Raw genomic sequence first — 25,599 nt, 5'->3', positions numbered from 1 at the left:
GCTCACCGACACGTCCCGCAGATTGTTGGTACGAGCCCTCACCACCTCGATGGTCTCGACGTCCCGTACGAATGCGGTCAACCTTCGTCCCCCTCGTGCGACGCCGCAGTGAGCTTGGCGATGTCGGGGGCGTAGGCGGTCATCCAGTGCGGGTGCAGCCGGTAGTAGACCACGTCGTTGTCCCAGTCGAAGGCGTCGTCGCCGTAGAAGTCCTTGAAGTACGCGAGCAGGTCCGGCCAGTCCTCGGCCGGCTCGCCGTTCTGGGGGTTGAGGATCTCCACCGTGCCGTGCGTGAACACGCCCAGGTCCTCCCCGCGCATGTGCGCGACGCTGACGGCGGGGCGGGCGGCCAGGTGGCGGGCCTTGGCGGCGCCGGGCGCCGTGCCGAAGTGCCACTTGCCGTGCAGGAAATGCCCGTCCGCGCCACTGATTCGCGGCTCGCCCTTGGCCGTCACGGTGGACAGGGCAAGGGTGCACATGCCGGTGAGGAGTCCGGTGAGCTGCTCTGCGGTCAGCGTCCTCTCGGTGTTGATGATCGAGCGGAGGTGCGAGGTGGAGCGGGAGAGGGAGGCGTCCAGGAGGGCCTGGAGCCTTCTGAGATCTTCTGGCGTTTCGCGCATCGAGGTCCTGTCTATCCGTGGGGCCGGTCCACATCTGCCGACCGGTGACACGATCCTCGACCAAAAACCCGACACCTTCTGTCGCATTTTCCGGCGTTCTGCGGACGCCATGTCATCCAGGTGCGCGGAGCAGCCGGACGGCGTCGGCGATGACCACGCCGTTCGCGTTGTTACTCAGCTCGACCCGGCCCACCCCCTCGCTGATGCGGTACGTGCCGAGCGAGACCCAGGAACCGCCGCGCGCCTCCGTCGCTCCGCTCCTGCGCTGATCGACGCGTACGAGCGTCGTGCCACTGGCGTGACGGACCGTGAAGGGCGCGTTGCCGGCGCGGTTCTCGTGCGCGGTGTACGAGACCTGTACCTCGTAGTCGCCGGTGAGCGGGACCACGGGCCGCCACCGGACGACGTGTCCGCCCGTACCGGCGGGGGCGTAGTGGTAGTTGCCGCCCCGGTAGCCGGGCACGCTCGAGCTGGCAGACCAGGTGCCGCTGATGATTTCGTAGCCGAGTTCGTCGTTGTCGACCACCGCCTCTTCCCGTACGTCGGGTTGGGAGGGCGCGTCGATCAGGCTCAGCGTGTCCAGCGAGACCAGCCTGCCGCCGCCGCGGCCCACCCCGGAAGCGGTGAACCGGATCTTGTGCGACCCGGCCGTCAGATCGAGGCTGCCGAGTTGCGCGACGTCGTGGCCGTCAGCCCGGTCGGCGGTGGTGTCCACCAGCGCGGCCCGGGGTTTGACGCCGTCGACCGAGACGGTGACCAGACCTCCGTCAGCGGTACGGAAGTAGCGCAGCAGCAACTCATAGGTTCCCGGTGCCGGGACGTTCACGGTGTATTCGAAGTACGTGCCGGTCTGGGAAGTGGTGAACGCCACCCGTTTCCCGCCGCGGGCCATGGGGTCCTGGACGACGGACATGGTGCCGCCGGACGTGGTGGCGCCGGTGGTGAGGTCGATGAGACGTTCGGTGTAGCCGGGGCCGCCGGACAGGCTGTCGCGGCCGCCGCTCAGCCATTCGAGCGAGAACCGGCTCATGACCACGCGGCGGGGGAAGCTCGGGTCGTCGCCGTCACGGCCGTAGAGGAGCAGGATCCTGCCGTCGGAGAGCCGGCCGAGCTCGGAGTAGTACGACCGGCCCTCGTGGATCACGCGGCTGTAGCGGAAGGAGTGCGCGTCGTCGTAGCTGATCGACACGGTCAGGTTGGTACGGACGGGGGAGTCGGGGCGGCTGAACAACACCCGGCTCACTTCGGACGTGCCCGGCCCGCCCGTGTAGCGCAGCAGGCTGGCGTCCACGGCGTTGAACGTGCCGGCGGCCCCGTCGAGCTGCGGCGGCGACCAGCTGAGCCCACGATCGGCGCTGACCGACACGATCCGCTGCCGGTTGCCGCCCGCCGCGGCCCGGCCGTTGATCAGCACCGTGCCGTCGGACCTCTGGATCAGCCTGGCCTCGTTGATGGGATAGGCGGCGGAGACAGGCACCTCCCCGGTGGCGTGCCAGGTCTTGCCGTGGTCGTCGCTGTAGATCGACGCCACGCCGTAGCGGCGTTCGGCGACGGTGTTGCCGGTGACCTCGCGGCGGTGGGCGCAGTTGAGCAGCAGCCGGCCGTTGTCCAGCTGGATGCCGTGTCCGGGGCCGGGACCGTGCAGCGTCCATTCGTAGGGGAACTGGCTGAACAGGCCTGACATATCGCGCGGCGCGCTCCAGGTGAGACCGCCGTCTTCGCTGGAGATCATGAAGAGGTCGCCCTTGTCGCCGGAGCAACCGGTGTTCTCCGGCAGCCGGGTGGAGAGCATGTAGAACAGGAAGATGCCGCCGGTGAGCCGGTCCACCACGAAGGTCGGATTCCCCCACGACTGGCCTCCGACCGAGGCGACCAGCGTTCGGGTCGGCTGCCAGGTGTCGCCGCCGTCGGGGCTACGGCGTACGAGCAGGTCTCGGGGGCCCGCGTCGCACACCTCGTGGCGGCCTTCCGTGACGACCAGGATGGTGTCGTCCGGCAGCACGGCCAGCCCGTGGACGTGGTAGCTCTCCAGCGGATCCACGGTGTTGTCCCACAGCGTCGTCTCGTCGAAGGCCGTGCTGTCGGACAGTGTCGCCCGCCGTCTGGACGTCGTCGCGTTCGCGGACAAGGCGGGACCGAGTGCGACGGTCAACGAGGCCGCGGCGACTCGGAGGCCGAAGGCTCTGCGCCCGATGAGGGGGTGACGGGGATCTGGCTGTGGCATGTGCTGCCTCCGGAGCGGGGGGTGGGGGCCGGCGATCCGTCACGAGCAGGTACGGGGGCGGGAGCCTGAGGTTCGCCGCGCGTCCGCGGAGATCATCTCACCGGAGGAACGAGATGACGATCACAACGGCGCTGCCGACGAGCAGGGTGCCGGCTGTTGCTGATCAGGTGACGGGGGCCGCGTCCCAGACAGGACGCAGCACCACGGCGACCTGCGGGGCCTGCCGGACTCCGGCGCGGTAGACAGGCGTCCATGCCTCCCGGTTTCCGAGGTCGGGGCCGAACGCCGCCAACGCCTCGGCATCCGGGCCGATGCGCACGTCCCGAGGGTCGCTCGCCGGGAAACGGTCGGCCATCGGCTCGATGAAAACGCGGGTCACGGCGGTGGCGGCGAGGTCGGCGTTCACGCCGTTGCGCAGAGCGCCGTCCATGTAGCGGCGGCCGTTGACGGTGATCGGAGCGACCGTTCCGGGAAACGCGGAGCTCGACGCCGCGGCCTCGACCAGGGTCGCCTCGCCGTCGCGGTCCCATACCTTCGGTTCGCCGGTCTCGGCATCCACTGCGGTGATCAGCAAGGGACGGTCGGGCCACTTCTCGGTCTCGACCAGGGAGGAAATCCCGGTCAGGTGTCCGTCTTCGGACGGGGCCTCGGCAGCGAGCGCGATGCGCCCGGCTCGACGGCGTTTGTCATCCGGTTCCAGGGTCGGGTCGACCAGAGTGGCGAACGCCTGTGACATCGCGGCCAGGTCCGGTGGCCCGGAACGTCCGGCGCGCGTGGGCGGCAGCGTCTCCACATCGGCCAGGGCCCGGCCGGTGGTGAGCATGGCTGCGACGATCGCGCCGGCAGAGGTGCCCACGATGAGGTCGGCCTCGGCGAGGTCGATGCCCTCGCGGCGCAGCCCTGCGGCGAGGCCCGACAGCCACGCCGTGCCGACAACTCCGCCGGCACCGAGGACCAGCGCTTTTCCGTACTGAGGAGAGGTCATGCCGTCATCCTGTCCCCTCAACCTTGCTTGAGGTCAACGCGCCGGGCGGCTCCGGTGGCGCCGACCCTGTACCGCGTTCAAACGGCCCCTTCTGCGCGCTCAGGCGCGAGACCGCGGTCGGCCAGCAGGCTGACGGCGACGGTGTTGCCCAGATGGGCGTGGGCGCGGAGCACGGTGATGGCCTCCTCCTCCCGCCCCAGCATCGTCAGGAGATGGCTGAGCAACGGCAGGACGGCATACGCTTCGACGGATTGAACCGCTGGGACAGCGTGGTGCAGGAGCAGGGTGACCGCATCCTCCAACCGCCCCTGTCGGGCAAGCAGCCGGGCGAGGCTGTGGGCCGCGTGCGGGTCGCCTGCCGTGGCGCGGGCCCGCAGTTCCTCCACGCGCCCCTGTTCGGCCAGCAGCCGGGCCAGCCGGTCGCCGGCGGCCCAGTCACCCTGGTCGGCATGGGGGCGCAGCAGGGTGATGGCGTCCTCCACGCAGCTCTGCAGGGCGAGCCGGAAGGCGGCGTCGGGGTCGCCTGCTGTGGCGCGGGCCTGCAGTTCTTCTACGCGCCCCTGTTCGGCGAGCAGTTTGGCCAGTTGGTTGCCGGCGGCCCGGTCGCCTTGGTCGGCGCGGACGCGCAGCTCTTCAGTCCGGCCCTGCTGAGCCAGCAGCTCGGCCATCATGAGAGTCCAGTTGTCGTCCTGGTCGGGGTGGGCGTTGAGCAGGTCGATGGCCTCCTGGGCGCCGTCGTGGCGGGCGAGGAGCCGAGCCAGCTGCGGGGCGGAGCCTCGGTCCGTGTGGGGACGGAGTACGGTGATGGCCTCCTCGATCCGGCCCTGTCGTTCCAGCCGGTAGGCCAGTATCGCGACGGCATGCCCGTCGCCCGCGTCGGCACGGGTGCGCAGTTCCTCGACACGGTCGTGCTTGGCCAGCAAGTCGGCCAGTTTCAGGCTGGCCGACGCGGCGGTGCCGGAGGCGTCGTGGTCGGCCCAGGCGCCGAGCATGGTGATGGCCTCATCAAGCCGGTCCTCTTCGACCAGCCGGTCGGCGATGCGTCCAAGGGCGCCCGCGTCACCTTGGCGGGCGCAGGCATACAGGTGCTGGGTGTACGGGGTGGCGGCGAGGTGGTGTTGAAGCAAGGCGTGGCGAAATTGCCAGGCAGTTCCAGATTGGCGCAATGTCTGGCGTTGGTGCTGGTCTTCGAGGAATGTCCACAGTCTCCAGGGGAGCCGGCCCTTGGCGGCAAGACGAAGATGGGTGATCTTGTAATCGATCCAGGTCCACAGGCCCGCACCGCAGGCTGCGACCCATCCGTAGACGGCGGCCGCGGTGACGGCGGGGATCCAGAGGGTTGATGCTGGGGCGAGCACTGCGACAGAGGCGGTGAACACCAATGCGCCGGTGATGCCGTGCTGGGCGGCGGCGATGGCGGTGGCGTGGTGATTGGCGTTCAGCGTGGCGCGTGGAGTGGTGCCCCGAGGGCGGGTCCTGGAGGGCAGGGTGGGCATGACCGACGCGAGTAGCCCGGTGACCAGGGCACCGGCCGCTCCGATCAGCGGATTGCCGAGAATGACCCCGGTCAGCAGCCCCGGCGCGACCCCGAATCCGGCCCGCAGCGCCAGGACCCGGCGACGACGTTCGCGAGCCAGCGAGTAGGAGGTGGGGGTGTACGCCGGGTAAGCGTGGGGCCACAGCGGCTGCAGCAGGCCCGCCGCCGCGGCCAAGGCCGCGGCGGACACGGTGAGCGCTGCTGCGCCCCCCGGCACGGGCCCGGCCGCGGCACCGACACCGGCACCCACGCCGACTGCGACAGCCAGCACTGCGCGGGTCCTGATCACCTCCGCATTGAAGGTGAAGAGGTCGGGGGACAATTGCCACCACACCAGTTCCGTCCTGCCCACCAGCTGCAGGTGCAGGGCCAGGCAGCCGAGCCAGCGCCGGGCGGCGGCGGGACTGTAGCGGCGCACCGGCCGGCCTTCGGGCGGCATCGGCCGGTCGGGGTCATGAACGCTGGTCACGAACGTGTCCAGAAGCGTCGCGGCGATGGCGTCCTGGCTGTCGAGGCGCGTCAAGGCGACGGGGTCGGTGTTCGAGGGCCTGTAGGCGGTACGGGCCAGTGAGACCATCAACGGCGTGGACAGCACCCGCGCCAGCGGACCCTCGCCGTCGTGGCGGAGGTGGGTGAAAACCGGTTCCCAGCGATGCCGGAACGGCTCGGGGTGGGACAGGAACGCGATCGCCTGTTCCACATCGACCGGCATGATCTCCACGACCGCGGCCCGGGAGATGATCGAACGACTGGCGTCCACGGCTCGCTGGTATTCGCGGGCCCGGCAGGTCACCACGAGCGGCCGTCCTGTCGCGGCGAACTCGTCCAGCCTCCGCAGCGCCCGCTCCTGCGACTCGGCCGGGAGCTCGTCCAGTCCATCCAGCACCAGCAGTACCAGGCCTTCGCTCATCAGCAGCTCCGCCACGCAGCGGCCCTCCGACAAACCGGCCGGCATCGGATAATCCTCAGCCATCCGCCGAGCCGCGAACCGGCGTACCGACTCGTCCTGCGGGTTCCAGGAAGTGATCGACAGAAGCACCGGGACCGGGTCGTCCCCCACCGACCGCTCGATCAGCCCGAGGGTGAGCAGCATCGCCAGGACGCTCTTGCCCGCGCCCGCCTCTCCGAGCACCACCAACTGCCGATGGGGCAGCTCGCAGAACTTCTCGACGACCTGCGTGACGTCGCCTTCCAACGGCCTGTCCTGCCACGTGGTCTCCGGCTCGTCCAGCACCACCTGACGCGTCTCCGCGACCTGCCGATCGGTCGAGGACCACCGCACCCGCAACGGCACCGGCTGCCGAACGCCCCGCAGCACCGTCTCGTGCTCCCACTGCTCGCGGACCATCCGTCGCAAACCCGCCGCAGCGCTGCGCATCGCCGCCTCCCGGCTCTGCGGCACAGCGCGCGACTGCACGATCTGCGACGCGGTGGCGACCATGACCAGCACGCCGGTCAACACCCACGTGGCCGGGGTCCACCACCAAGCCTTCACCTCAACGGTGCCGGTCGCCAGATTCCCCACCAGCCCGATCCCGACCGGCACCACCGCGAGCGCGACCGGCGACACCACCCAGCGGCCCCGACCTCCACTGCCCATGGTGCCAGCATCGCTACCAAGCGTCACCGGCGCAACACTCAGCGGAAAGCCACGGTCCGAAGGGTCAGGAGATCTCCGCGATCAGATCCCCTTCATCCAGGACGTCGCCTTCGCTGACGGGCAGCGCGGTGATGACGCCGGACGTCTCGGCCTCGACAGGGATCTCCATCTTCGTGGATTCGAGGATCACCAGCGTGTCGCCGGCGGCGACGCTGTCTCCCGTGGAGACGAGCACCTTCCAGACGTTGGCCGCCAGGTCGGACGTGATCTGCCGGCCCATCTCAGCTTCCTTTCCTTGGGGTGGCGCGCATCCGCGCGACCAGCGCGGTGCTGTAGGAGCCGTCGGCGAACTCGGGCTCGTCGAGGAGCTCGGTGAAGAAGGGCAGGTTCTGCTTCGGACCCGCGATCGTGAAGGCGGCCAGCGCCTCCCGTGCCCTGGCGATCGCGTCCTCCCGGGTGCCCGCGTGCACGACCAGCTTGGCCATGAGGGAGTCGTACGCGGGGGTGACCCGATTGCCCTGCCGGTAGGCGGCGTCGACGCGCCCGCCTACGCGCTCCTGGACAGCGTGGAACGCATGCAGGCCCTCATTTGCGACCTGCTCCAGGAAGCGCGGCTGGACGCCGGCGTCACCGGCCGCCACGAGCCGATCGATCTCACCGAACTGGTCGCCGGTGAGCTGGAGCGCCGCCTCACCAAGACCGACCTGCGCCACCGCCTCACGCCCGGCGTCATGGTGGACGGCTCACGGATCGAGCTGTCCCGGCTGCTGAACAACCTGCTGGACAACGCCGAACGGCACGCCACCTCCGCCGTCACCGTCACCCTGACGCTGGATGCCGGCGTCGTGTCGCTGGAGGTGAGCGATGACGGTGAGGGGATCGCCCCCGAGCAGCGGGAGGTCATCTTCCAGCGCTTCATCCGCCTTGAAGCCTCCCGCGTCCGCGACCCCGGCGGCACCGGGCTCGGCCTGCCGATCGCCCGGCAGATCGCCCAGGCCCACGGCGGAACCCCGACCGCCCAGGACAGTCCCCGCGGGGGCCGGTTCGTGCTGCGTCTGCCCGAGCGCGGCACGCCTCGGCCGCCATCGGGATGAGCAGATCGTGGTTCCCACCTGGCTGAGTCGCGCTAGGACTCCCCCCTGGTTCGCGCGGTCGGATCGGTCAGGAGCGAGACCTGGCTCGTGCTCGCCAACCCGCCGCCGTGCGCGCGCTCATCGCGGCGCGCCGCCCTGCTCCGGCGGACGTGTTCGCTGCGGCGTGCCGCTTCGGCGCGAAGGGCCGACTGGCCGCGACGGGCCGCCGTGACGACCAGAACCGCCAGCAGCGCGGTGATGGCGGCTGCCACCGCGAATGCGATGCCTGTGGCCGCGTCGGGGTGGATCAGCGACTGGCCGCGCAGCGCCTGCCAGGTGGTGATGGCGAACAGGGAGCCGTAGCCGAAGATGACGACTCCGGCCGACTGGGCGCGGACGCGTTCGCTGCGCAGCCGGCCCACCCGGGTCGCGAGGGCGGCGAGGACCAGCGCCGTGAGCACGAACACCTGGATGGAGTGCAGGCCGATGAAGTGCGGGACGCGCAGGTCGCCGCCGGTGATGCTCCAGTTCGTGATCGGCATGCCGTCGCCGTCCGGTGCCCCGACGCCGTGCCCGCCCACCAGCGGGACCGGGCGGCCGTAGGCGTCCTCGACCGTGCGAGGCCCGGCCGAGGACGTCCACCCGGTGATGAAGGACGCCAGCGCCATGCCGGCGACGGCCAGGCCGAGCCCGGCACGCAGGGACCAGGTGAGCACCGCGTCGCCGACACGCTGGAAGAGCAGCATGACGGCGACGATCAGGCTCGCGCCGAACAGCCCGAACACGCCGCCGGAGAAGATCTGCTGCCCGATCTGGTCGAACGGGTCGGTGCCGACGTTGAAGTGGCTGTAGGTGCCGCGCGCGGCCTGCACCGCGATGAACCCGACGTCGATCATCCCGGCGATGGCGAAGACCGTCCCGAGGGTCCACATCGTGCGCCGTGCCCGGCTCAGCTGCGGTATCAGCCAGGCGAGCGTCGCACCGTACATGACGAACGACACACCGAACTTCAACGGTTTGGCCCACACCGACTGGTGCATGAGTTCGCGACCGTCGGCGAACAGGCCGATGCCCGCCACGACGACGAGCACGGACATGGCCGCCGTCATGATCACGAGGGGACGGTGCCATGACCGTATGTCGGTGCGCGAGACGGTCAACTTGCGCCCAAGTGCGTACGGTGTATCGAGTGTCATGCGTACATCGTATGAACGCTGGCCGGAGCTCTATGCAAAACTGCCACAGAACAGGCGACAAAGTGTTCTAGTGTACTAGCAAGTGAACTAGAACACTAAGCCTCGAGGTCTACGCGAGTCACAGAGAATCGGAGGGCATTGATGACCCCGGCCCGCCGTCGGCATCTCCACGATCTCTGCCGACAGGTTGCCTTACGGCAGCATGCCCACCAGCGCGGCCAGCTCGGGGTCGCTCTCGTACCGTCGCCGGTGCAGGTCGGCGATCTTCTCTCCCATCTGCGGGTCGTCATCGTCGGTGATGTCGTACGACTCATACTTCTCGACCAGGGGCATGCCGATCCGGTCGGTGCGCGCGTGCGCCGAATGCGTCAGGTACTCCCAGTAGCCGTCGAGGTCCTCGATGACGAACACGCCACCCCAGTCGAAATCGCCTCCGAAGTCGCGGCCGACGACGAACGACTTCACCGCGGAGATGACCCGGCCCTGGTTGCGCATGCTCTCCAGCGCCTCCTCGACCTGCTCCTGCGTCACGCCCGCCTTGGCCTTCATGCGGATGCTGTGGTAGATCATCGTGCTCCTTTTCGTAGGTGCTGAACGTAGAGGTCCAGCGGCCTGGCCTTGACGACGGCGCGCGCCCACCGCGCGTACGGTGCTGAGCACCCGACTATGAACTGGCCTGGTTCCTCGTCGCATCGGCACGAGTTGCCTATTCGACGGCAACGGCGCGTAGGCACACGCCCGTCGGCAAAGGTGCCCCCCGGCCGACCGCAATTCAAGCTGGCTGTTCCGCAATCTCCCGCATCGACTTCATGGTCCACCTGCGCCTACGGTTGCCGCTTGATCGGCATCGCTTGTGGCGAGGCGAAGGCCCGCTGCCGCCGACTTCGCGCATTGCGCCCATTCCTTCTCGTTCCCGCGCAGGTATTGGAGTTCGCGTGTCCACTGCGACCATGTCACGGGCCGTTCGCCGCCGCTGGTGGTGGACCCTGTGGAGTCTTCTCACCGTGTTGGCGATCGGCATCACGGCCTACTTCGTTCCGCCGTATTTGGTCGGAAGTACGAACATTCCGAATCTCGACATGAGCATCCCGGGGTACTACACGAGTCTCGTGATCCACGGGGTGCCTGCCGGCCTGGCACTTCTCATCGGGCCGTGGCAGTTCGTGCCGCGGTTGCGGGCCCGTTTCCCCAGGGCGCACCGGATAGCGGGGCGGGTGTACCTGATCTCGGTCTTGGCCGCCGCGCTGGCGGCGCTCTACTCCGCCGCGGTGACGCCGAGCGGCTTCACGCTGCAGGTCGCGTTCTTCGGGCTGGTCGTGGTGTGGTTGTACACGGCCGCCAAGGCGTATCGGGCGATCCGGCGCCGTGAGGTGCAGTTGCACCGGATCTGGATGGTCCGCAACTACGCGTTCACGTTCGCCGCCGTGACCCTGCGGCTCTACCAGCTGGCCCTGCTGCCGCTGATGAACGTCATGCCGTCACTGGAATACAGCTCTGTCTACGAGTCGGCCGCGTGGCTGTCCCTGCTGGGCAATGTGCTGGTCGCGGAGTACTTCATCGTCCAGCGCACGCTGGCACCGCTGGCGCGGCGGCAGCCATCGGAACAACCGGCCGAGGAGGTTCTACTGCCGCAGTGAATCGACTTCGTCGGCGTACAGCAGCGCGGCGTCGATGCCCATGCCGGTGAAGTGGCCGGCGAGTTCGAGGGACAGCACGCCGTGCAGCCGGGTCCAGAACGTCATGGCCTGGCGCAGGACGGCCGCCGGCGCCGTGGGATCAGGCGACCAGTGCCGGTGGCTGTCGAGGTGAGCGACAAAAGGGGTTTCCGGCGACGGGATGTCCGCCTTGCGGTAGGCGGCGATCAGCACGGACATGATCTCCTGCGACATCGCGACGGTGTCGGCGGGCGCCTGGTACCCGGGCACGGGGGTGCCGTAGATCAGCAGGTACCGGTGGGGATCGCTCAGGGCCCACGCGCGTACGACCTGAGCCAGCGCGGCGATGTCGGCGCCGGAGTCGTACGCCTCGCGAACGGCGTCGGCGAGGCTGCGGTAGGCGTCCCTGATGAGCGCCGTGATCAGATCGTCGCGACTGGCGAAGTACCGGTAGAGGGCCGGGCCGCTCATGCCCAGGTGCTTGGCGATCGCCTTGAGGGACAACGCCGACACGCCCGTGGTGGCGATCTGCTGCCAGGCGTGTTGCTTGATCTCGGCTTGCACCTGCGCCCGGTAGCGCTCGCGCGGGCTCACCACATCGCTGTCCATGGGTCAGCCTCTCCGATTTCCGCGCGACTAACTGGAGTTAGAGGCTATCACCATCGCGATTGACGAAAATGGAGAGGCAGTTATATGGTGTAACAGAAGTGAGTCAGCGTAACGCAATGGTTGCGCGTGCGCTGCTCGTCACCCGTACCGGAGAAGTGGTCTCGCTGATGCAGAGGGAATCGCGCTTCGAGATGGGCGGCTACGCCGGCCTGGACCTGGACCGGTTCGTCCGCCGATCGTTGTGCAGCTGGGAACGGCCCGGATGGCGCTCGCTGCTCGTCCAGAAGTTCGAGCACCTCGAGGCCGCCGGTGAGATGGTCATGCCGGCCTCGGCCGACACGCACCTGTGGCTGATCACCGGCGGCGCCGGCAAGCTGCACATCGACACCGGCGAAGGCTGGCGGACCACCTCCATCACGCCGGGCGAGATCGGCATGGCCACACCGGGCGTACCGACTCGCCTGCGGTACGAGACGACGGCGCCGATGCACTCCATCCACGTCCATCTCCCCGCCGAGGTGGTCGGCCGGACGGCTGCCGAGCTCGGTGGCCCGGCACCCCCGGCGCGGGATCCGGCCTCGGGCAGCGGCGAACTGATCGGCGCGGTGCTCAAGTCGCTGGCCGCCGCCACCGCGGCGGGTGCGGACGAGCTCTATGCCGATGCGGCCGCGCGATTTCTGGTGGTGCACCTGGCGATCCGCGACGGCCGGCGAGGCTCGGCGGACCGTACGGGGCGTGAGGACGTTCGCGTGCGGAAGGCCATCGCGTACATGCGCGACCGGTTGAGCGAGCCGGTGCGCCTGGCGGAGCTGGCCGAGGAAGTGCGGTTGAGCCCGTATCACTTCCTGCGGGTGTTCAAGCAGGCGACGGGAGAGACCCCGGGCCGGTACCTCACCCGGCTGCGTATCGCGCACGCGACGCACCTTCTGGAGAAGGGAATGACGGTGAGCCAGGTGGCCCGGCGTTGTGGTTTCAGCAGTCCCGGACACCTGTCGTCGGCGTTCCTGCGGGAGACCGGTGTACGGCCCTCAGCGGTGCCGGCCAAGTAGCACGTGACAACAATCCACCGAGGAGCTTTCGATGACCGGCACAGCCCTTGAGATCGTCATGCCCGGCAAGGTCGATCCGGACGGGTTGCAGATCCGCACCCGGCCGCTGCCGACACCGGCCGCCGGCAACATCCTGCTGCGGATGGAGGCGACCGGCATCTCGTTCGCCGAGCAGCAGATGCGCCGTGGCAGGTATTACGACCAGCCGAGCTTCCCCTTCGTGCCCGGCTACGACGTGGTCGGCACGGCGGTCGCGGCGGGCCCCGGCGTGGACGCCACGATGATCGGCAAGCGGTACGCCGCCGTGACCAAGATCGGCGGCTGGGCCAGCCACGTCCAGGTGGACGCCGCCGACCTGGTGCCCGTGCCGGACGGCCTGGACGCGGCCGAGGTGGAGACCGTCGTCGTCAACGGGATCACTGCCTGGCAGATGCTGCACCGGATGGCCAAGGTCCGCCGCGGCGGGACGATCGTGGTCCTCGGTGCCAACGGCGGCGTCGGCACGACGCTGGTGCAACTGGCTCGCCACGCCGGGATCACGGTGATCGGCACCGCGTCGGCACGTCACCATGAGACGGTGCGGAAGCTGGGTGCGACCCCGGTCGGCTACCGCGACCCCGGCATGTACGACCGGATCCGGCAGCTCGCCCCGAACGGCGTGGACGCGGTGTTCGACCACGTCGGCGGCACCGGGCTGCGGCAGTCGTGGCAGTTGCTGCGCCGCGGCGGAACCCTGGTGTCGTACGGGACCGCGGCCACCAAGGACGGCGAGGGCAATGCCCGGCTTCCGGTCCTCAAGTCGTATTTCCGGCTGATGCTCTGGAACTACCTCCCCAACGGCCGCAACGCCGGCTTCTACGACTTCTGGGCCGGCCGCCGGCACGCGGACGCCTTCCGTACCCGCCTGCGCGACGACCTCACCGAGGTGCTGCGACGGCTGGCCGACGGCACTCTCGCCCCGCAGATCGCCGCGAGGCTCCCGCTCTCCGACGCCGCGGCGGCGTTGACCCTCGCCGAGTCGCGAACCGTGACCGGCAAGGTCGTCCTCGTGCCCGACGCCGGATAGCGGTTCCCTTCCGGGGAGCAGTCTCACCGGCCGTCGGGTCTGTCCTGGACGGCGAGGTCGGGGTGATCCTTGAGCTGCCTGCGTGAGTTGATGCCGAGCTTGCGGAAGATGTTGCGCAGGTGGGCGTCCACGGTGCGTTTGCTGATGTAGAGCTGGACGGCGGCCTCGTTCGAGGTGGCGCCCGAGGCCACGAGGCGGGCGACGGCGACCTCCTGCATGGACAGCTTCCCGTACGTTCGCTCGGACCGGACCGGGACCTTCTCGCCGGCGGCGCGCAGCTCGTCGGCGGCCCGCCGGGCGAATGCCTCCGCCCCGGCTCCGGACAGCAGCTCGTGGGCGGTGCGCAGGTGCTCGCGGCAGTCACGCCGTCGCCCTTCGCGCCGCAGCCATTCCCCGTACAGGAGGTGCGCCCGGGCCAGGTAGGGGAGCAGCGGGCCCTCGGCGAGCAGGTCGACGGCTTCCCGGTAGTGATCCTCGATGCCGGTCACGAGCCCTCGTGAGTAGGCCGCGACTCCCCGGCCGGTGATGGTTCCGCCGGCCTGTGTGCGCTCGGTGAGGGAGTCCAGCGCCTGCGCTGCGGTGATGCGGTCGTCACAACGGACCGCGGCTTCGATCAGCTCCGGCAGGGCCGCTCCGGTGAGGAACAGGTCACCGTGCTCGGTGGCCTTACGGGCCGCGGCCAGCGCGGCCGGGTAGTCGGCCAGCCCGTTGTGAAGCATGGCTGTTGTCCAGTGCAGGTTCGTGACCTGCCCGGGCCATCCGGTGGTCGGTGCCGCGGTGGCCGCCTCGCACAGCTCGAGAGCCTCGTCGCGGCGGCCGCGCAGCGCGGCGAGATGCAGCCGGTGATGGAGCAGCGGGGGAGCGCCGGTCGCGTCGGCGATCGCCGCCTCCTCCGCGGTGGTGGCGATCGCCTGCCCGATGTCACCGATCAGGATGGCCTCGACCGCCTTCTGCGCGAGACCGAGCCTGAGCAGCAGCGGCGAGCCCGACGCCCGGCCCGCCTTCACCAGCCATGCGGCGATGGCGGCCAGGGTGTCCGGGTCCCACAGCTCGACGGCGATCATCGTGGCGAGTGCGGGACGGCGCGTCCAGAACCGCTCGCCTCTGTCGTAAAGGGCGTGGCGAAGCAGCGGAACCGCGGCCTCGTACCCGTCGGTGGCCAGCACGATCAAGGCGTCAAGGGCGTCCGGCGAGCTCGGCGCCGGCGCCGTGGACCGGGCCGCGGTGAGGACCCGATCGATGACGACACCGCCGCGGCCCACGGACAGGCTCATCTCGACGGCATCGAGGAAACAGTCACGTGCCCGGTCCGGATCCAGACTCGCCAGCCGTTGGGCGGCACGCACCATCAACATCGGTCCGGAGCCGTCGCCGTGCCGGGTGAAGGCGATCCGGCCCTGCAGCAGGTCGACGTCAGCGTGCTGGAACTCGTCCAGCGGGCTGGTCTCGAGGATCGCGAGCAGGCTCGCCGCCTTGCCGGACGCCCCCGCGTCGAAGCTGGCCTGGGCGGCGTGCAGAGTTCGTACGATCCGGCGTTCTGGATCCAGCGACAGCGCCACAGAGCGCTCGAGGAAGGCCGCCGCGGCTGCCACGCCCCCGCGTCCCTGAGCACGCGTCGCGCACCGCTCCAGCTCGTCGGCGATGTCGTCGTCGGGGCCGGGGCCGGCTTGGGCGCGGTGCCAGGCCCGGCGGTCCGGCGCCGTGACCGGGTCGGTGACCGCCGCCAGCGCCTCGTGCGCCGCGCGGCGTTCGCCGGCGTCGGCGGCGCGGTAGACCGCCGAACGTGCCAACGGGTGGCAGAAGCGGATACGGGCACCGAACTCGACCAGTCCCGTCGCGTCCGCCTCCGCGCTGGCCGGTGTCACATCGAGGTTCAGCTGACCGGCGGCCGGCCAGAGCAGGTTGGGGTCGCCGGTCGGGTCCGCGCTCGCCACGATCAGCAGCAGCCTGGCCTCGGCGGACAGGCCGGCCAGCCTGGCTCGGAAGCCGTACTCGATCCGGGTCGGCACCGAGGACCCGTCAGGCGGGACGAAGCCACCGGCGCGGGGCAGCTCCAGCAGAGCCAACGGGTTCCCGTGGGCCTCGGCGACGAGCCGGTCCCGGACCTGATCATCGAGGGGGAACGGGCTTCGCGTCGTCAGCAGAACCTTGGCGTCCTCGTCGCTCAGACCGCGGACGGCCAGCTGCGGCAGCTCGCCGAATCCATGCGCCGCGTACGTCGGGCGCACTGCGAAGATCATCGCTGCGGGGTCGGCGGCGACCCGGCGGGCGAGGAAGACCATCGCCCGCGCCGACGCGGTATCGACCCACTGCGCGTCATCGATCAAGCACAACAGGGGCCGCTCCCGGGCCGCCGCTGTCACCAGCCCCAGAGCCGCCAGACCGATCCGGAACGGGTCGGGTGTGCCCTCGGCCAGCCCGAAGGCCACCCGCAAAGCGTCGCGATGCCGGTCCGGCAGCTCGACGAGGTGCTTCAGCATCGGCACGCACAGCTGGTGCAGCGCGGAGTACGGCAGTTCCTGCTCGAACTCCGACCCGGCTGTCCGGACCACCCGGAACCCGGACGCCGCATTCCGGGCGTATTCCAGCAGGGCACTCTTGCCGATGCCCGCCTCGCCTTCCAGCACCAGCGCGCCGCCCTGTCCCGTACGAGCAGCGCCGGTCAGTTCGTCGACGCGCTGCTGTAACTCGTGCCTGCCAACGAGCACGTCGGTTGTGAGCGCAGGAGTCCGCATAACGGGAACCGTAGGTGATCGCCGCTTACCGGGCACGGGCTTCCCTCAGGAGTGCGGCCAACGTCTCGCCGCGTGCCGTTCCGTTCGTGCGGCATCCCGCCGATGCCGTCGGCACCGCAGGCTGTGGCGTGTCAAAGGAGCCAGTTGTCCGGCTGCTGCAGCGGCACCGCGGCCGGCAAAGGGGTGGCTGCGTCGGGAGCCAGGGCGTCGAGGATGAGCGAGAGGTAGCGCCGCCAGCCGTCGCTGTGGGGGTCCATGGTCCACATCAGCCCCACGAGCATGACCATGATGCGGGGCATGTCGTCGGGCACGAGGTCGGCGCGGATGAGGCCGGCCTCCTGTGCCCGGCGGGCCAGCAGGGTGAGTGACTCGAAGGAGCGGGTCCCGGCTTCGCGGGTGATGGCGCCGGAGTCCCTCGCGGCGGCCACGGTGTTGTGCTCGCGGGCCGCGACGGCCAGCGTCGCCTCGAGCACGGTGACCAGGCCACGCTTGGGGTCGTCGTCGCTCATGGCCTGCTCGATGGCGGGAGCGATGTCCTCGGTGAAGCTCTGGTCGAGAGCGTTCCGGGCGAGCACCGCCTTGTCCGGGAATCGGCGGTAAAGGGTGGCGATGCCTACCCCCGCGCGGCGGGCGATCTCTTCGAGGGGTGCGTCAGGCCCTTGTTCGGCCCAGACCTGCCTGGCGGCTCGCAGCAGCTTCTCGCTGTTGCGTATGGCGTCGGCACGCAGCGGCCGTGAGCTGTCGGTGGTCACCAGGCAAGGATAGCAACCGATAGTTGGCTATCGATTGTTGTTGACTTCCTTTGGCGCAATAAGTAATAGTTGGCTATCGATTATCGGCCGCTGTCTGCTGTTGCCTGCTGCGAGGAGCGCGCCGCCGGAGCTCAACCAAGGAGAGTCAGATGAAGGTGGCAGTCGAGGCCGACAAATGTGTGGCCGCCGGGCAGTGCGTGCTGATCGCGCCCGAGGTGTTCGACCAGCGTGACGAGGACGGCATCGTGGTGCTGCTGGACGAGACGCCCGCACCTGAGGTGCACGGCGCGGTCCGCGAGTCGGCCGCGGTCTGCCCGGCGGCCGCCATCCATCTGGCCGAGTCGTGAACCGGATAGTGATCGTCGGTGGGTCCGCGCGGCGGGCTGGCCACCGCGGAGGCTCTACGCAGGGCCGGGTACGGGGGAGCGATCACGCTCATCGGCCAGGAACCGCAGCTGCCCTACGACCGCCCGCCCCTGTCGAAGCAGGTCTTGACCGGCGAGTGGGAGCCGGACCGGCTCGCCCTGCGCGGCAAGGCGGAGCTGGACGCGCTGGGCCTGGAACTGCGTCTGGGCGTGCCCGCGACGGGGCTGGACCTGAGCGGCGGGAGTGTGGCGCTGGCCGATGGCGCCGAAGTGCCCTACGACGCTCTGGTCATCGCGACCGGAGTGCGTCCCCGGCAGCTGCCGGGCAGCGAGGTCGTGGCGGGCGTGCACACGCTGCGCACCCTGGACGACGCCGTATCGCTGAAGGCGCGGCTGCTTCCGGGGCGGCGACTGGTGATCGTCGGTGCCGGGTTCGTGGGCGCCGAAGTGGCCGCCGTCGCCGGCGGGCTGGGTGTGAAGGTGACGCTGTTGGAGGCGGGCCCGCTCCCGCTGGCGCAGGCCCTCGGCGAGCAGGCCGGCCACGTGCTGGCCGAGATGCACCGTGGCCACGGCGTCGAGCTGCGCACGCACGCCGCCGTCGCCGAGATCGTCAGCGCAGGCGGGGCGGTCACGGGGGTACGGCTGGCCGATGGGACGGTCCTGCCGGCGGACGACGTGCTGGTGGCCATCGGCTCGGTGCCGAACACCGCATGGCTGCACGGCAGCGGGCTGCCCCTGGGCGACGGGCTGGTGTGTGACGAGTTCAGCGCCGCCGCCCCCGGCGTGTATGGGGTCGGGGACGTGGCCCGCTGGCACAACCCGCTGTTCGGCACGGCGATGCGCATCGAGCACCGCACCAATGCGGCCGAGCAGGGCCTGGCCGTCGCCCATAACCTGCTCCACCCGCAGGCGCGGCGGCCGTTCGCGCCGGTGCCGTACTTCTGGTCCGACCAGTACGGCATGAAAATCCAGGCCTACGGTCACCTGCGCGACCACGACGAAGCACTCGTCCTGGACGGCGACGTCTCCCAACGCCGTCTCCTGATCGCCTACCGCACCGGCGACCGGCTGGCCGGAGTGCTCGCCGCCGGCCTGTCACCCAGGATCCTGCGCGCCTGGCGCGCCCTCATCGCGGCCCGGACCCCATGGGCCACCGCCATCGCCGGCGCGACAGCCGCGTAACTCGCACCGTGGCGTCGCCCACGCCGGCGCGACAGCCGCGTAGCTCGCACCGTGGCGTCGCCCACGCGGCGCGACAGCCGCGTAACTCGCACCGTGGCGTCGCCGACCCCGCACATGACACCCTTCTGGAGTTTCGCATGACCATCACGACCGACACCCACGACAACTCCGGCCTTCCGGTCTTCCCCGGCATACGCTCCCAGCGCTGCCCCCTGGACCCGCCCGCCGAGTACGCCGGCTGGCGCCAGGCCGACGGCCTGCAGCACGTCCGGATGTGGAACGGCCACACCGCCTGGGTGGTGACCCGGTACGAGGACGTCCGCGCGGTCTTGAGCGACCCGCGGCTCAGCGCCGACGCCCAGCGCTACCCGTCCGTGCTCCCGCACACGCAGGTCCCGGCGTTCCCGCGGATGGACGATCCCGATCATGCCCGGCTGCGCCGCATGCTCACCGCCGACTTCACGGTCAAGCGCGTGGAGGCGATGCGTCCGCAGATCCACGAGATGGCCGAACGATTCATCGACGAAATGATCGGCAAGGGGCAGCCGGCGGACCTGGTTCGCGAGTATGCGCTGCCTCTCCCATCTTTGGTGATCTCGCTCCTGCTCGGAGTGCCGTACGACGACCACGAGTTCTTCCAGCAGCACAGCGCCACCATGAACCACGCCGACGCCTCGCCGCAGGACAAGGCGCAGGCCAGCGGGGCGCTGTTCGGCTACCTGCTCGGCCTGGTGGAGCAGAAGGAACGCGAGCCGGGAGACGACCTCATCAGCCGCCTGCTCACCGAGCGGGTCGCCACGGGTGAGCTCAGCCGCGAAGAAGCCGCGATGAACGGCATGATCCTGCTGTTCGCCGGGCACGAGACCACGGCCAACATGATCGGCCTGGGCACGCTGGCGCTGCTGCAGCATCCGGATCAGGCCGCCCGGATCCGTGACACCGACGACCCCGCCGTGGTGGCGAACGCCGTCGAGGAACTGCTGCGTTATCTGTCCATCGCCCAGGACATGATCGTACGGGTGGCCACCGAGGACCTCACCGTCGGCGGGCAACTCGTCCGGGCCGGTGAAGCGGTGACCGTCAACCTGCCCGCCGCCAACCGGGACACGGCTTTCCTCGACCAGCCCGACACCGTGGATCTCGGCCGCAACACCCGCGGGCATCTGGCCTTCGGCTACGGCATCCACCAGTGCCTGGGGCAGAACCTGGCGCGCGTGGAACTGCAGGTCGCGCTGCCCGCACTGCTGCGCAGGCTGCCGGGGCTGCGCCTGGCCGTGCCGTTGGAGGACGTGAAGTTCCGGCATGACATGTCCGCCTACGGCGTCCACGAACTGCCGGTCGCCTGGTGACAACCCCGCTACCGGCAGGAAGTCAGGACCGATGGATGCACTGAACGGCAAGGCCGTCGTTGTGACGGACGCGAGCACAGCCCTGGGACGAGCCATTGCCATCCGAGCTGCGCAAGCAGGAGGTGGAGTCGTGGCGAACAGGCTCGCGCCCGTCGAAGAGGATGGCGGGACACTGGTCTCCGCTGACGAGGATGTCACGACGACGCCGGGGGCGGAACGGCTCATCCAGGTGGCCGTGGATCGCCTGGGCGGCGTGGACCTGCTGGTGAACACGTCCCGCCCCATTCGCGATGTGCCCTTGGCCGGCATGCTGGAGGAGGACTGGGACGCCGTCGTCAACGGCCACCTTCGCGCGCTCTTCACCTGTAGCAGAGCGGCGACCGCGCTCATGTGCGAGAAGAGGGCCGGGAGCATCGTCAACGTGGCCTCCGAGGAGGGCCTCCAGGGGGTCGGCGGGCAGGCGAATTTCGTGGCGGCGCAGGCCGGGATCGCCGGATTCACCCGCGTGGTCTGCCGAGACGTCGTCAGGTACGGGGTCACGGTCAACATGATCGTGACGCCTCGGCACCCGCAACCCGCAGACGAGGAGACGGCCGCGACACTGGCGGTATACCTCGGTGGCGGCAAGGCGGCCGGCATCAACGGCCGGCATTTCCAGGTCAAGGGCCGGACCATCTCCGTCCTGAGCCACCCCGTTCCGGGGGATGCGCTCTTCCACCCGGGGATGTGGCCGTCGCAGGAGTTGTCACAACTGATGCCGACGCTGGCAAGAGCGTGACCGCGGAGCGGCGATCCAGAAGGAGCGAAATCGAATGGGCGACCTGCTCAAGGGAAAAGTAGCCGCGGTGACCGGTGCCGGACGCGGCATCGGACGGTCGGTCGCGATAGGGCTGGCCGGCGAAGGCGCAAGTGTCGTCGTGAATGACCTCGGAGTCGACCCCGAGGGTGCGGGAACGGATGACGGTCCCGCCAGTGAGGTTGTCCAGGAAATCCTGGGACGGGGCGGGACCGCGGTACCGGACACCGGCAACATCGCCGCGATGGACGGGGGACGGGCCCTCGTGAAGACGGCCGTGGACAACTTCGGCCGCCTCGACATCCTCGTCAACGTCGCGGGCATCTTCCGCCACAACATGATTTTCGACATGCCGGAGAAGGATTGGGATGCCGTCCTCGACGTGCATCTGAAAGGGCATTTCGCCTGCATCCAAGCGGCGCTTCCCTCTATGCGAGAGCAGGGGTTCGGCCGGATCATCAATTTCTCATCCGGGGTGGCGACGCATGGGCGTGCCGCAGCGGCCAACTACGGCGCGGCCAAAGGCGCCATCATCGGTCTCACCCGAGCTCTCGCCCGGGAGATGGCGGAGTACGGCATCACGTCCAACGCCATAGCGCCTGCCGCCGAGACGCGGGTGACCCTCGGCTACGGTCGCCGCGTCAACGAAATGCGCGACAAATCCGGGGTCGAGCAGACCGGCGGCAAAGCCCACTCCTTGCCCGACCCGGAATTCATCGTGCCGGCCATCATCTACCTGTGCACGGACGAAGCGGCCCGGATCAACGGTGAGGTGTTTCACCTGATGGGCGGCCTCGTACAACGTGCCTTCCCGGAACGGCCCTACCGTTCCATCACGAAGGGCGATGCCTGGACATCGGCCGACCTGGAGAAGGCGCTTCAGCCCGGCCTGCTCTCCGACATGCAGAACCCGGCCCCGGCGTGACCGCGGTTGAACAGCAGGATCCGGTCGGTGCCCTCCTCGCGTACCGAACGTATGAAGCGCTCGGCGTGCGGGTTGCAGTTGGGGCGACGCGGGGGATCTTGGCCACGGTGATGCAGACAGCCCGGTGCGGCACGGCCCGGGCGGTACGTACTAATGAGATGCGCCTGCGCGTTCCAACAGCTCGGTGGTCGCCTCCCACAGGCGCCGCTCCCGGTCGCGGTCGTGGGCGACCGGCTGCACCTCGGTCAGCTTGGTCTTCACCACGAACGCGCCCTCGCGCAGGTGCGCCCACCTGTCGTCGAGGGCCATCGCAGCCAGCAGTGGCCCCGAGCGTTGCGGCGTCGACACGCCGGGTACCCGGCCCAAGGCGCGGCTCATCGCCTGAACCGCCTCAGGGGCGCCACGGCCCAGCGCGGTGCCGGGCATCCAGCCCGGTTCGAACACCGACACGTTGATCCCGGCGCCGGCGCGACGCTGCAGCTCATGGGCGTAGTACAGGATCGCCAACTTGGCGTTGGAGTAGGCGACGCCGGACGCGGCCATACCCGGGGCCCGCTCACCGGTGGCCGGGCGGGCGAGCTCGACGGGATCGGCCCACTTGGCCTCGGCCACACCCAGCAGCTTGCGCCAGAAATTGGCGTGATAGGTGTTCGAGCCGAGCAGCACGACCCGCGCCGGGGCGGTGAACGAACCAAGCAGGTCGCCGATGAGCTGGGCGTGGGCGAGGTAGTTGACGGCGAGCGTCATCTCGTAGCCATCGGGCGAGGCCCGCCGGGTGTCGGCCGACATGGTGCCGGCGTTGGCGACCAGCGCGCGCAGCGGCCGTACGGCGCCGGCGGCGAGCAGGGCGCGCACGGTGGCAGCGGCGGCACGGACGTCGGCCAGGCGCGACAGGTCGCAGCCGATCTCGTGGACGCCGGCGCCGCGGCTGCGGGCCTCGTCGGCGACGGCCGTCAGGTCCCGCCCGGCGCGGCCGACCAGCAGCAGGTCGGGTCGCCGCCCGTCCGGGCGGTCGGCCATGGCCAGCACGGCGTGACGGCCCAGGTTGCGGGTCGGGCCGGTGATCAGAACGGTTCCGGGTTCGGTCATGGCCCCAGCCTGCGGGACCGGTCGGGCCGCAGCCATTCGTCCGGTTTTCGTAGGACTGCCAGGGCCAGGACAACCCATGCAGAGATGCGCAGAATGGAGAGCGTGGAAGCGTGGGAGTTCGGCCCGACGGTGCGCCGCTGGCGCGACCGGGTGGCACCCGAGGCCGTTGGTGTGCAGGCGGGCCGCCGACGCCGGGCCAGCGGGTTGCGCCGCGAGGAGTTGGCCGCGCTCGCCGGCATCTCGGCCGACTACCTGACCCGCCTCGAGCAGGGGCGAGCGACCGCGCCGTCGGCGCAGGTCGTGGAGTCGCTGGCCCGAGCGCTGCGCTTGTCCGACACCGAACGCGACCTGCTCTACCGGCTGGCCGGGCACGCCGCGCCCGGCCCGGACATCGTGCCGTCGCGGGTCACCCCGAGCGTGCAACGTCTGCTCGACCGGCTGGCGCACACCCCGGTCGTCGTGTACGACGCCAGCTGGACACTCGTGCTGGCCAACGAGCCCTACGACGCGCTCATGGGCGAGACGGCCACCTGGCGCGCCCTGGAACGCAACGCCGTCTGGCGCAACGTCGCCCGCCTGCCCTCGCGGGTCGTCCACACCCCGCAGGAGCAGGCCGAGCACGAAGCCCGGCTCGTGGCCGACCTGCGCCTGACGGCCTCGCGCTACCCCGCCGACCGTACCCTGCGACGCTTGATCACCGACCTGGCCTCCGGCAGCCCGCGCTTCGCCGAACTCTGGGACGCCGAGACACCACCACCCCTGACCGACGCGTCCAGGCAAAAGACCATTAACCACCCGGCGGTCGGCCCGATCACCCTCGACTGCGACACGCTGTTCGTCGCACTGGACGACCTGCGCATCACCGTCTACACCGCCGAGCCCGGCACCGAGGACGCCGACCGCCTGGCCCTCGCCATCGTCCTGGGCACTCAGTCGCTACAGCTCTGACCACGAATGTTGGGGTGTTGGGTGACACGCCATCGGGTGTGTCGGCTTGCTTGGTGCAGTGAAGTCACCGGGTGCTCGATATGGAGGCGGGCGTTCGTCTCCATGAAGAACCCGAAGGTGCCGATGTTGCGCAGCCCGATGGCGCGGGCTCCGGTGACGACGGCCTCCCACAAGGCGTGCCGGACATCATCGGGCAGGCCGGGGGCCGGTGATGCCGCTGCACGGAGCGGCCCCGCTCAACGGGCGGCACCGAACGCCTCCGCCGGCCGGGCCGGCTCGTGGACCGGGACAATGCCGCGTCCGCCACCCCCGGCCGTCGCCTTGAGCACGACCGGATAGCCGATCTTCACCGCCTGGGCCGCCGCGCCCTCCTCCTCGTCCGCGAGAGGCTCGGGCGAACCGGGCAATACGGGCACAGGGAAGCGGACGATTCAGCTCCGGCGCCGCCCTGCGAACCGGCAGCCCCGCTGAGTGCTTTGTCGGAAAGTACCCGTGGTGTCGGTTGCCCCAGACGTGACCCACCCCTTGATTCTTTGATCCGAAGGTGGGAGTGGTAGGGCGCCCGGGGCTCGAACCCGGAACCTACGGATTAAAAGTCCGCAGCTCTGCCAATTGAGCTAACGCCCCTCGCAACAGCAAGGGTACAGAGATTACCGCCCAACCCGCGACGCCTACATCACCGGTAAGCGGCCAGACCCGTCAGCGCCTCCCCCAGCACCAGCGTGTGAATCTCTTGGGTGCCCTCGTACGTCAGCACAGACTCCAGGTTGTTCATGTGCCTGATCACAGGGTACTCCAGGGTGATTCCGTTCCCGCCCAGGATTGAGCGGGCCTGGCGGGCGATGTCCAGGGCGGCGCGTACGTTGGCCAGCTTGCCGAAGCTGATCTGCCGGGGCTCCAGTTGGCCGGCGTCCTTGAGCATGCCCAGATGGAGGGCGGTGAGCTGGGCCTGGGCGGCGCCGACGTACATCCAGGCGAGTTTCTCCTGCGTCAGCTGGAACGCCCCGATCGGCTTGTCGAACTGGACCCTGCTCTTGGCGTAGATCACCGCGGCCTCCAGGCAGGCGCGGGCGGCGCCCACGACGCCCCAGACGATGCCGAAGCGGGCCTCGGAGAGGCAGGAGAGGGGGCCGCGGAGGCCGGTGACGCCCGGGAGGGCGGCGGAGGCGGGCAGGCGTACGTCGTCGAAATAGAGGGACGAGGTGACCGAGGCCCTAAGGGACAGTTTCTTGTGGATCTCAGGGGCGGAGAAGCCGGGGGTGGAGGTCGGTACGACGAAGCCGCGGATGCCTTCGTCGGTCTGCGCCCAGACCACGGCGACGTCGGCGATGGAGCCGTTGGTGATCCACATCTTGGAGCCGTTGAGGATCCAGTCGGATCCGTCTTTCTTGGCATAAGTCCGCATATTGGCGGGGTCGGAGCCGTAATCCGGCTCCGTCAGGCCGAAGCAGCCGATGGCCGAACCGGCCGCCATCCGCGGCAGCCACTCCTCTTTCTGCTCGTCGGAGCCGTACCGCCAGATGGGGAACATGGCCAGCGAGCCCTGCACCGACACGAAGGAGCGCAGCCCCGAGTCCCCGGCCTCGAGCTCGCGGCACGCCACCCCGTACGACACCGCGTCCGTCCCGGCGCAGCCGTACCCCTGCAGATGCATCCCCAGCAGCCCGAGGGTGCCGAGCTCGGGCGCGAGCTCGCGCGCCGGGAAGACCGCCTCCTCGAACCAGTCGCCCACGTGCGGCAGGACGCGGTCGGAGACGAACGACTTGACCGTGTCGCGGATCAGCCGCTGGTCGGCGTCGAGCCGGTCGTCCAGGCGGAGCAGGTCGTCCATCGCGGGTCCCTTC

At 69.8% G+C, this 25,599-nt stretch carries 24 protein-coding genes, 1 tRNA gene and 1 pseudogene; 10 read left to right on the top strand and 16 right to left on the bottom strand.

What is annotated here, in order from left to right; translation table 11 throughout:
- Nucleotides 1-77: 77 nt before the first annotated feature.
- From ACWEPL_RS21705 to ACWEPL_RS21680, 6 genes are all read right to left on the bottom strand, one after another.
- The gene (locus tag ACWEPL_RS21705) at nucleotides 78-620 is read right to left on the bottom strand and encodes a pyridoxamine 5'-phosphate oxidase family protein (protein ID WP_363983839.1); all 543 of its coding nucleotides are present in this window, start codon (nucleotides 618-620) and stop codon (nucleotides 78-80) included.
- A 112-nt stretch (nucleotides 621-732) separates the two neighbouring features.
- Complete coding sequence (locus ACWEPL_RS21700; protein WP_452437256.1) at nucleotides 733-2,748, bottom strand: golvesin C-terminal-like domain-containing protein; 2,016 nt, start codon at nucleotides 2,746-2,748, stop codon at nucleotides 733-735.
- A 259-nt stretch (nucleotides 2,749-3,007) separates the two neighbouring features.
- A complete protein-coding gene (locus ACWEPL_RS21695) occupies nucleotides 3,008-3,829 on the bottom strand; it encodes a patatin-like phospholipase family protein (RefSeq protein WP_452437255.1) in 822 nt (273 codons plus the stop codon).
- 77 nt (nucleotides 3,830-3,906) lie between these two features.
- The gene (locus tag ACWEPL_RS21690; protein WP_452437254.1) at nucleotides 3,907-6,966 is read right to left on the bottom strand and encodes an NACHT domain-containing protein; all 3,060 of its coding nucleotides are present in this window, start codon (nucleotides 6,964-6,966) and stop codon (nucleotides 3,907-3,909) included.
- A 64-nt stretch (nucleotides 6,967-7,030) separates the two neighbouring features.
- On the bottom strand, nucleotides 7,031-7,246 hold the full coding sequence (locus ACWEPL_RS21685; protein ID WP_452437253.1) for a biotin/lipoyl-binding carrier protein: 216 nt from the start codon (nucleotides 7,244-7,246) through the stop codon (nucleotides 7,031-7,033).
- A gap of 1 nt (nucleotide 7,247) precedes the next feature.
- Nucleotides 7,248-7,547, bottom strand: a complete 300-nt coding sequence (locus ACWEPL_RS21680; protein WP_452437260.1) for a hypothetical protein — start codon at nucleotides 7,545-7,547, stop codon at nucleotides 7,248-7,250.
- Here ACWEPL_RS21680 and ACWEPL_RS21675 point away from each other — a divergent pair.
- Nucleotides 7,431-8,060 carry a sensor histidine kinase gene (locus tag ACWEPL_RS21675; RefSeq protein ID WP_452437252.1) on the top strand — a complete coding sequence of 210 codons (630 nt, stop codon included), beginning with the start codon at nucleotides 7,431-7,433 and terminating at the stop codon, nucleotides 8,058-8,060. The genes ACWEPL_RS21680 and ACWEPL_RS21675 overlap by 117 nt on opposite strands.
- A 32-nt stretch (nucleotides 8,061-8,092) precedes the next feature.
- Here the strand turns inward: ACWEPL_RS21675 and ACWEPL_RS21670 are convergent, their stop codons facing one another.
- The gene (locus tag ACWEPL_RS21670; RefSeq protein WP_452437251.1) at nucleotides 8,093-9,154 is read right to left on the bottom strand and encodes a hypothetical protein; all 1,062 of its coding nucleotides are present in this window, start codon (nucleotides 9,152-9,154) and stop codon (nucleotides 8,093-8,095) included.
- A gap of 273 nt (nucleotides 9,155-9,427) precedes the next feature.
- Entirely contained in the window at nucleotides 9,428-9,805 is a 378-nt protein-coding gene (locus tag ACWEPL_RS21665) for a Dabb family protein (protein WP_363983853.1), read from the bottom strand.
- Between the two features lie 509 nt (nucleotides 9,806-10,314).
- Between ACWEPL_RS21665 and ACWEPL_RS21660 the strand changes: the two genes are divergently transcribed.
- Nucleotides 10,315-10,872, top strand: coding sequence for a DUF2306 domain-containing protein (locus tag ACWEPL_RS21660; RefSeq protein ID WP_452437250.1), 558 nt, complete (start codon nucleotides 10,315-10,317; stop codon nucleotides 10,870-10,872).
- Here the strand turns inward: ACWEPL_RS21660 and ACWEPL_RS21655 are convergent.
- Nucleotides 10,858-11,499 (bottom strand): TetR/AcrR family transcriptional regulator, encoded by a 642-nt coding sequence (locus ACWEPL_RS21655; RefSeq protein ID WP_452437249.1) that lies wholly within the window; start codon nucleotides 11,497-11,499, stop codon nucleotides 10,858-10,860. The two genes, ACWEPL_RS21660 and ACWEPL_RS21655, sit on opposite strands and share 15 nt — an antisense overlap.
- Nucleotides 11,500-11,615: 116 nt before the next feature.
- Here ACWEPL_RS21655 and ACWEPL_RS21650 point away from each other — a divergent pair, with 116 nt between their 5' ends.
- The gene (locus ACWEPL_RS21650; RefSeq protein ID WP_452437248.1) at nucleotides 11,616-12,548 is read left to right on the top strand and encodes a helix-turn-helix domain-containing protein; all 933 of its coding nucleotides are present in this window, start codon (nucleotides 11,616-11,618) and stop codon (nucleotides 12,546-12,548) included.
- 31 nt (nucleotides 12,549-12,579) lie between these two features.
- The gene (locus tag ACWEPL_RS21645) at nucleotides 12,580-13,614 is read left to right on the top strand and encodes a medium chain dehydrogenase/reductase family protein (RefSeq protein ID WP_452437247.1); all 1,035 of its coding nucleotides are present in this window, start codon (nucleotides 12,580-12,582) and stop codon (nucleotides 13,612-13,614) included.
- Nucleotides 13,615-13,637: 23 nt separating this feature from the next.
- On the opposite strand, the gene ACWEPL_RS21640 is transcribed toward ACWEPL_RS21645, so the two are convergent.
- Nucleotides 13,638-16,349: an ATP-binding protein gene (locus tag ACWEPL_RS21640; protein WP_452437246.1), complete on the bottom strand. Its 2,712-nt coding sequence runs from the start codon at nucleotides 16,347-16,349 to the stop codon at nucleotides 13,638-13,640.
- Between the two features lie 131 nt (nucleotides 16,350-16,480).
- On the bottom strand, nucleotides 16,481-17,101 hold the full coding sequence (locus ACWEPL_RS21635; protein WP_452437245.1) for a TetR/AcrR family transcriptional regulator: 621 nt from the start codon (nucleotides 17,099-17,101) through the stop codon (nucleotides 16,481-16,483).
- 149 nt (nucleotides 17,102-17,250) lie between these two features.
- On the opposite strand from ACWEPL_RS21635, the gene ACWEPL_RS21630 reads away from it, so the two are divergent.
- The 5 genes from ACWEPL_RS21630 (at nucleotide 17,251) to ACWEPL_RS21610 (ending at nucleotide 21,718) form a co-directional block, all read left to right on the top strand.
- Nucleotides 17,251-17,448 carry a ferredoxin gene (locus ACWEPL_RS21630; RefSeq protein WP_355207470.1) on the top strand — a complete coding sequence of 66 codons (198 nt, stop codon included), beginning with the start codon at nucleotides 17,251-17,253 and terminating at the stop codon, nucleotides 17,446-17,448.
- A gap of 18 nt (nucleotides 17,449-17,466) precedes the next feature.
- On the top strand, nucleotides 17,467-18,648 hold the full coding sequence (locus ACWEPL_RS21625) for an NAD(P)/FAD-dependent oxidoreductase (RefSeq protein ID WP_452437244.1): 1,182 nt from the start codon (nucleotides 17,467-17,469) through the stop codon (nucleotides 18,646-18,648).
- 137 nt (nucleotides 18,649-18,785) lie between these two features.
- Complete coding sequence (locus ACWEPL_RS21620; RefSeq protein WP_363983871.1) at nucleotides 18,786-19,997, top strand: cytochrome P450; 1,212 nt, start codon at nucleotides 18,786-18,788, stop codon at nucleotides 19,995-19,997.
- A complete protein-coding gene (locus tag ACWEPL_RS21615) occupies nucleotides 19,951-20,775 on the top strand; it encodes an SDR family NAD(P)-dependent oxidoreductase (RefSeq protein WP_452437243.1) in 825 nt (274 codons plus the stop codon). The genes ACWEPL_RS21620 and ACWEPL_RS21615 overlap by 47 nt, the downstream gene beginning before the upstream one ends.
- A gap of 34 nt (nucleotides 20,776-20,809) precedes the next feature.
- Nucleotides 20,810-21,718: an SDR family NAD(P)-dependent oxidoreductase gene (locus tag ACWEPL_RS21610; RefSeq protein ID WP_452437242.1), complete on the top strand. Its 909-nt coding sequence runs from the start codon at nucleotides 20,810-20,812 to the stop codon at nucleotides 21,716-21,718.
- 150 nt (nucleotides 21,719-21,868) lie between these two features.
- Here ACWEPL_RS21610 and ACWEPL_RS21605 read toward each other — a convergent pair whose 3' ends face one another.
- On the bottom strand, nucleotides 21,869-22,807 hold the full coding sequence (locus ACWEPL_RS21605; protein WP_452437241.1) for an SDR family NAD(P)-dependent oxidoreductase: 939 nt from the start codon (nucleotides 22,805-22,807) through the stop codon (nucleotides 21,869-21,871).
- A 93-nt stretch (nucleotides 22,808-22,900) separates the two neighbouring features.
- Between ACWEPL_RS21605 and ACWEPL_RS21600 the strand changes: the two genes are divergently transcribed.
- Nucleotides 22,901-23,755, top strand: a complete 855-nt coding sequence (locus ACWEPL_RS21600) for a helix-turn-helix transcriptional regulator (RefSeq protein WP_452437240.1) — start codon at nucleotides 22,901-22,903, stop codon at nucleotides 23,753-23,755.
- Here the strand turns inward: ACWEPL_RS21600 and ACWEPL_RS21595 are convergent.
- The 4 genes and pseudogenes from ACWEPL_RS21595 to ACWEPL_RS21580 form a co-directional block, all read right to left on the bottom strand.
- A pseudogene (locus ACWEPL_RS21595) lies at nucleotides 23,737-23,955 on the bottom strand (hypothetical protein); the annotation flags it as partial. The gene ACWEPL_RS21600 and the pseudogene ACWEPL_RS21595 overlap by 19 nt on opposite strands.
- Nucleotides 23,956-23,991: 36 nt before the next feature.
- On the bottom strand, nucleotides 23,992-24,171 hold the full coding sequence (locus ACWEPL_RS21590; protein WP_452437239.1) for an ATP-binding protein: 180 nt from the start codon (nucleotides 24,169-24,171) through the stop codon (nucleotides 23,992-23,994).
- A 135-nt stretch (nucleotides 24,172-24,306) separates the two neighbouring features.
- Nucleotides 24,307-24,382: transfer RNA gene (locus ACWEPL_RS21585), tRNA-Lys, on the bottom strand.
- A gap of 49 nt (nucleotides 24,383-24,431) precedes the next feature.
- Nucleotides 24,432-25,586, bottom strand: a complete 1,155-nt coding sequence (locus ACWEPL_RS21580) for an acyl-CoA dehydrogenase family protein (protein ID WP_452437238.1) — start codon at nucleotides 25,584-25,586, stop codon at nucleotides 24,432-24,434.
- Nucleotides 25,587-25,599 lie beyond the last annotated feature (13 nt).

This window comes from Nonomuraea sp. NPDC004186 (assembly GCF_053603495.1).
The sequence above is the reverse complement of the archived record's forward strand: the minus strand, read 5'-3'. Positions and strand labels throughout refer to the sequence as shown.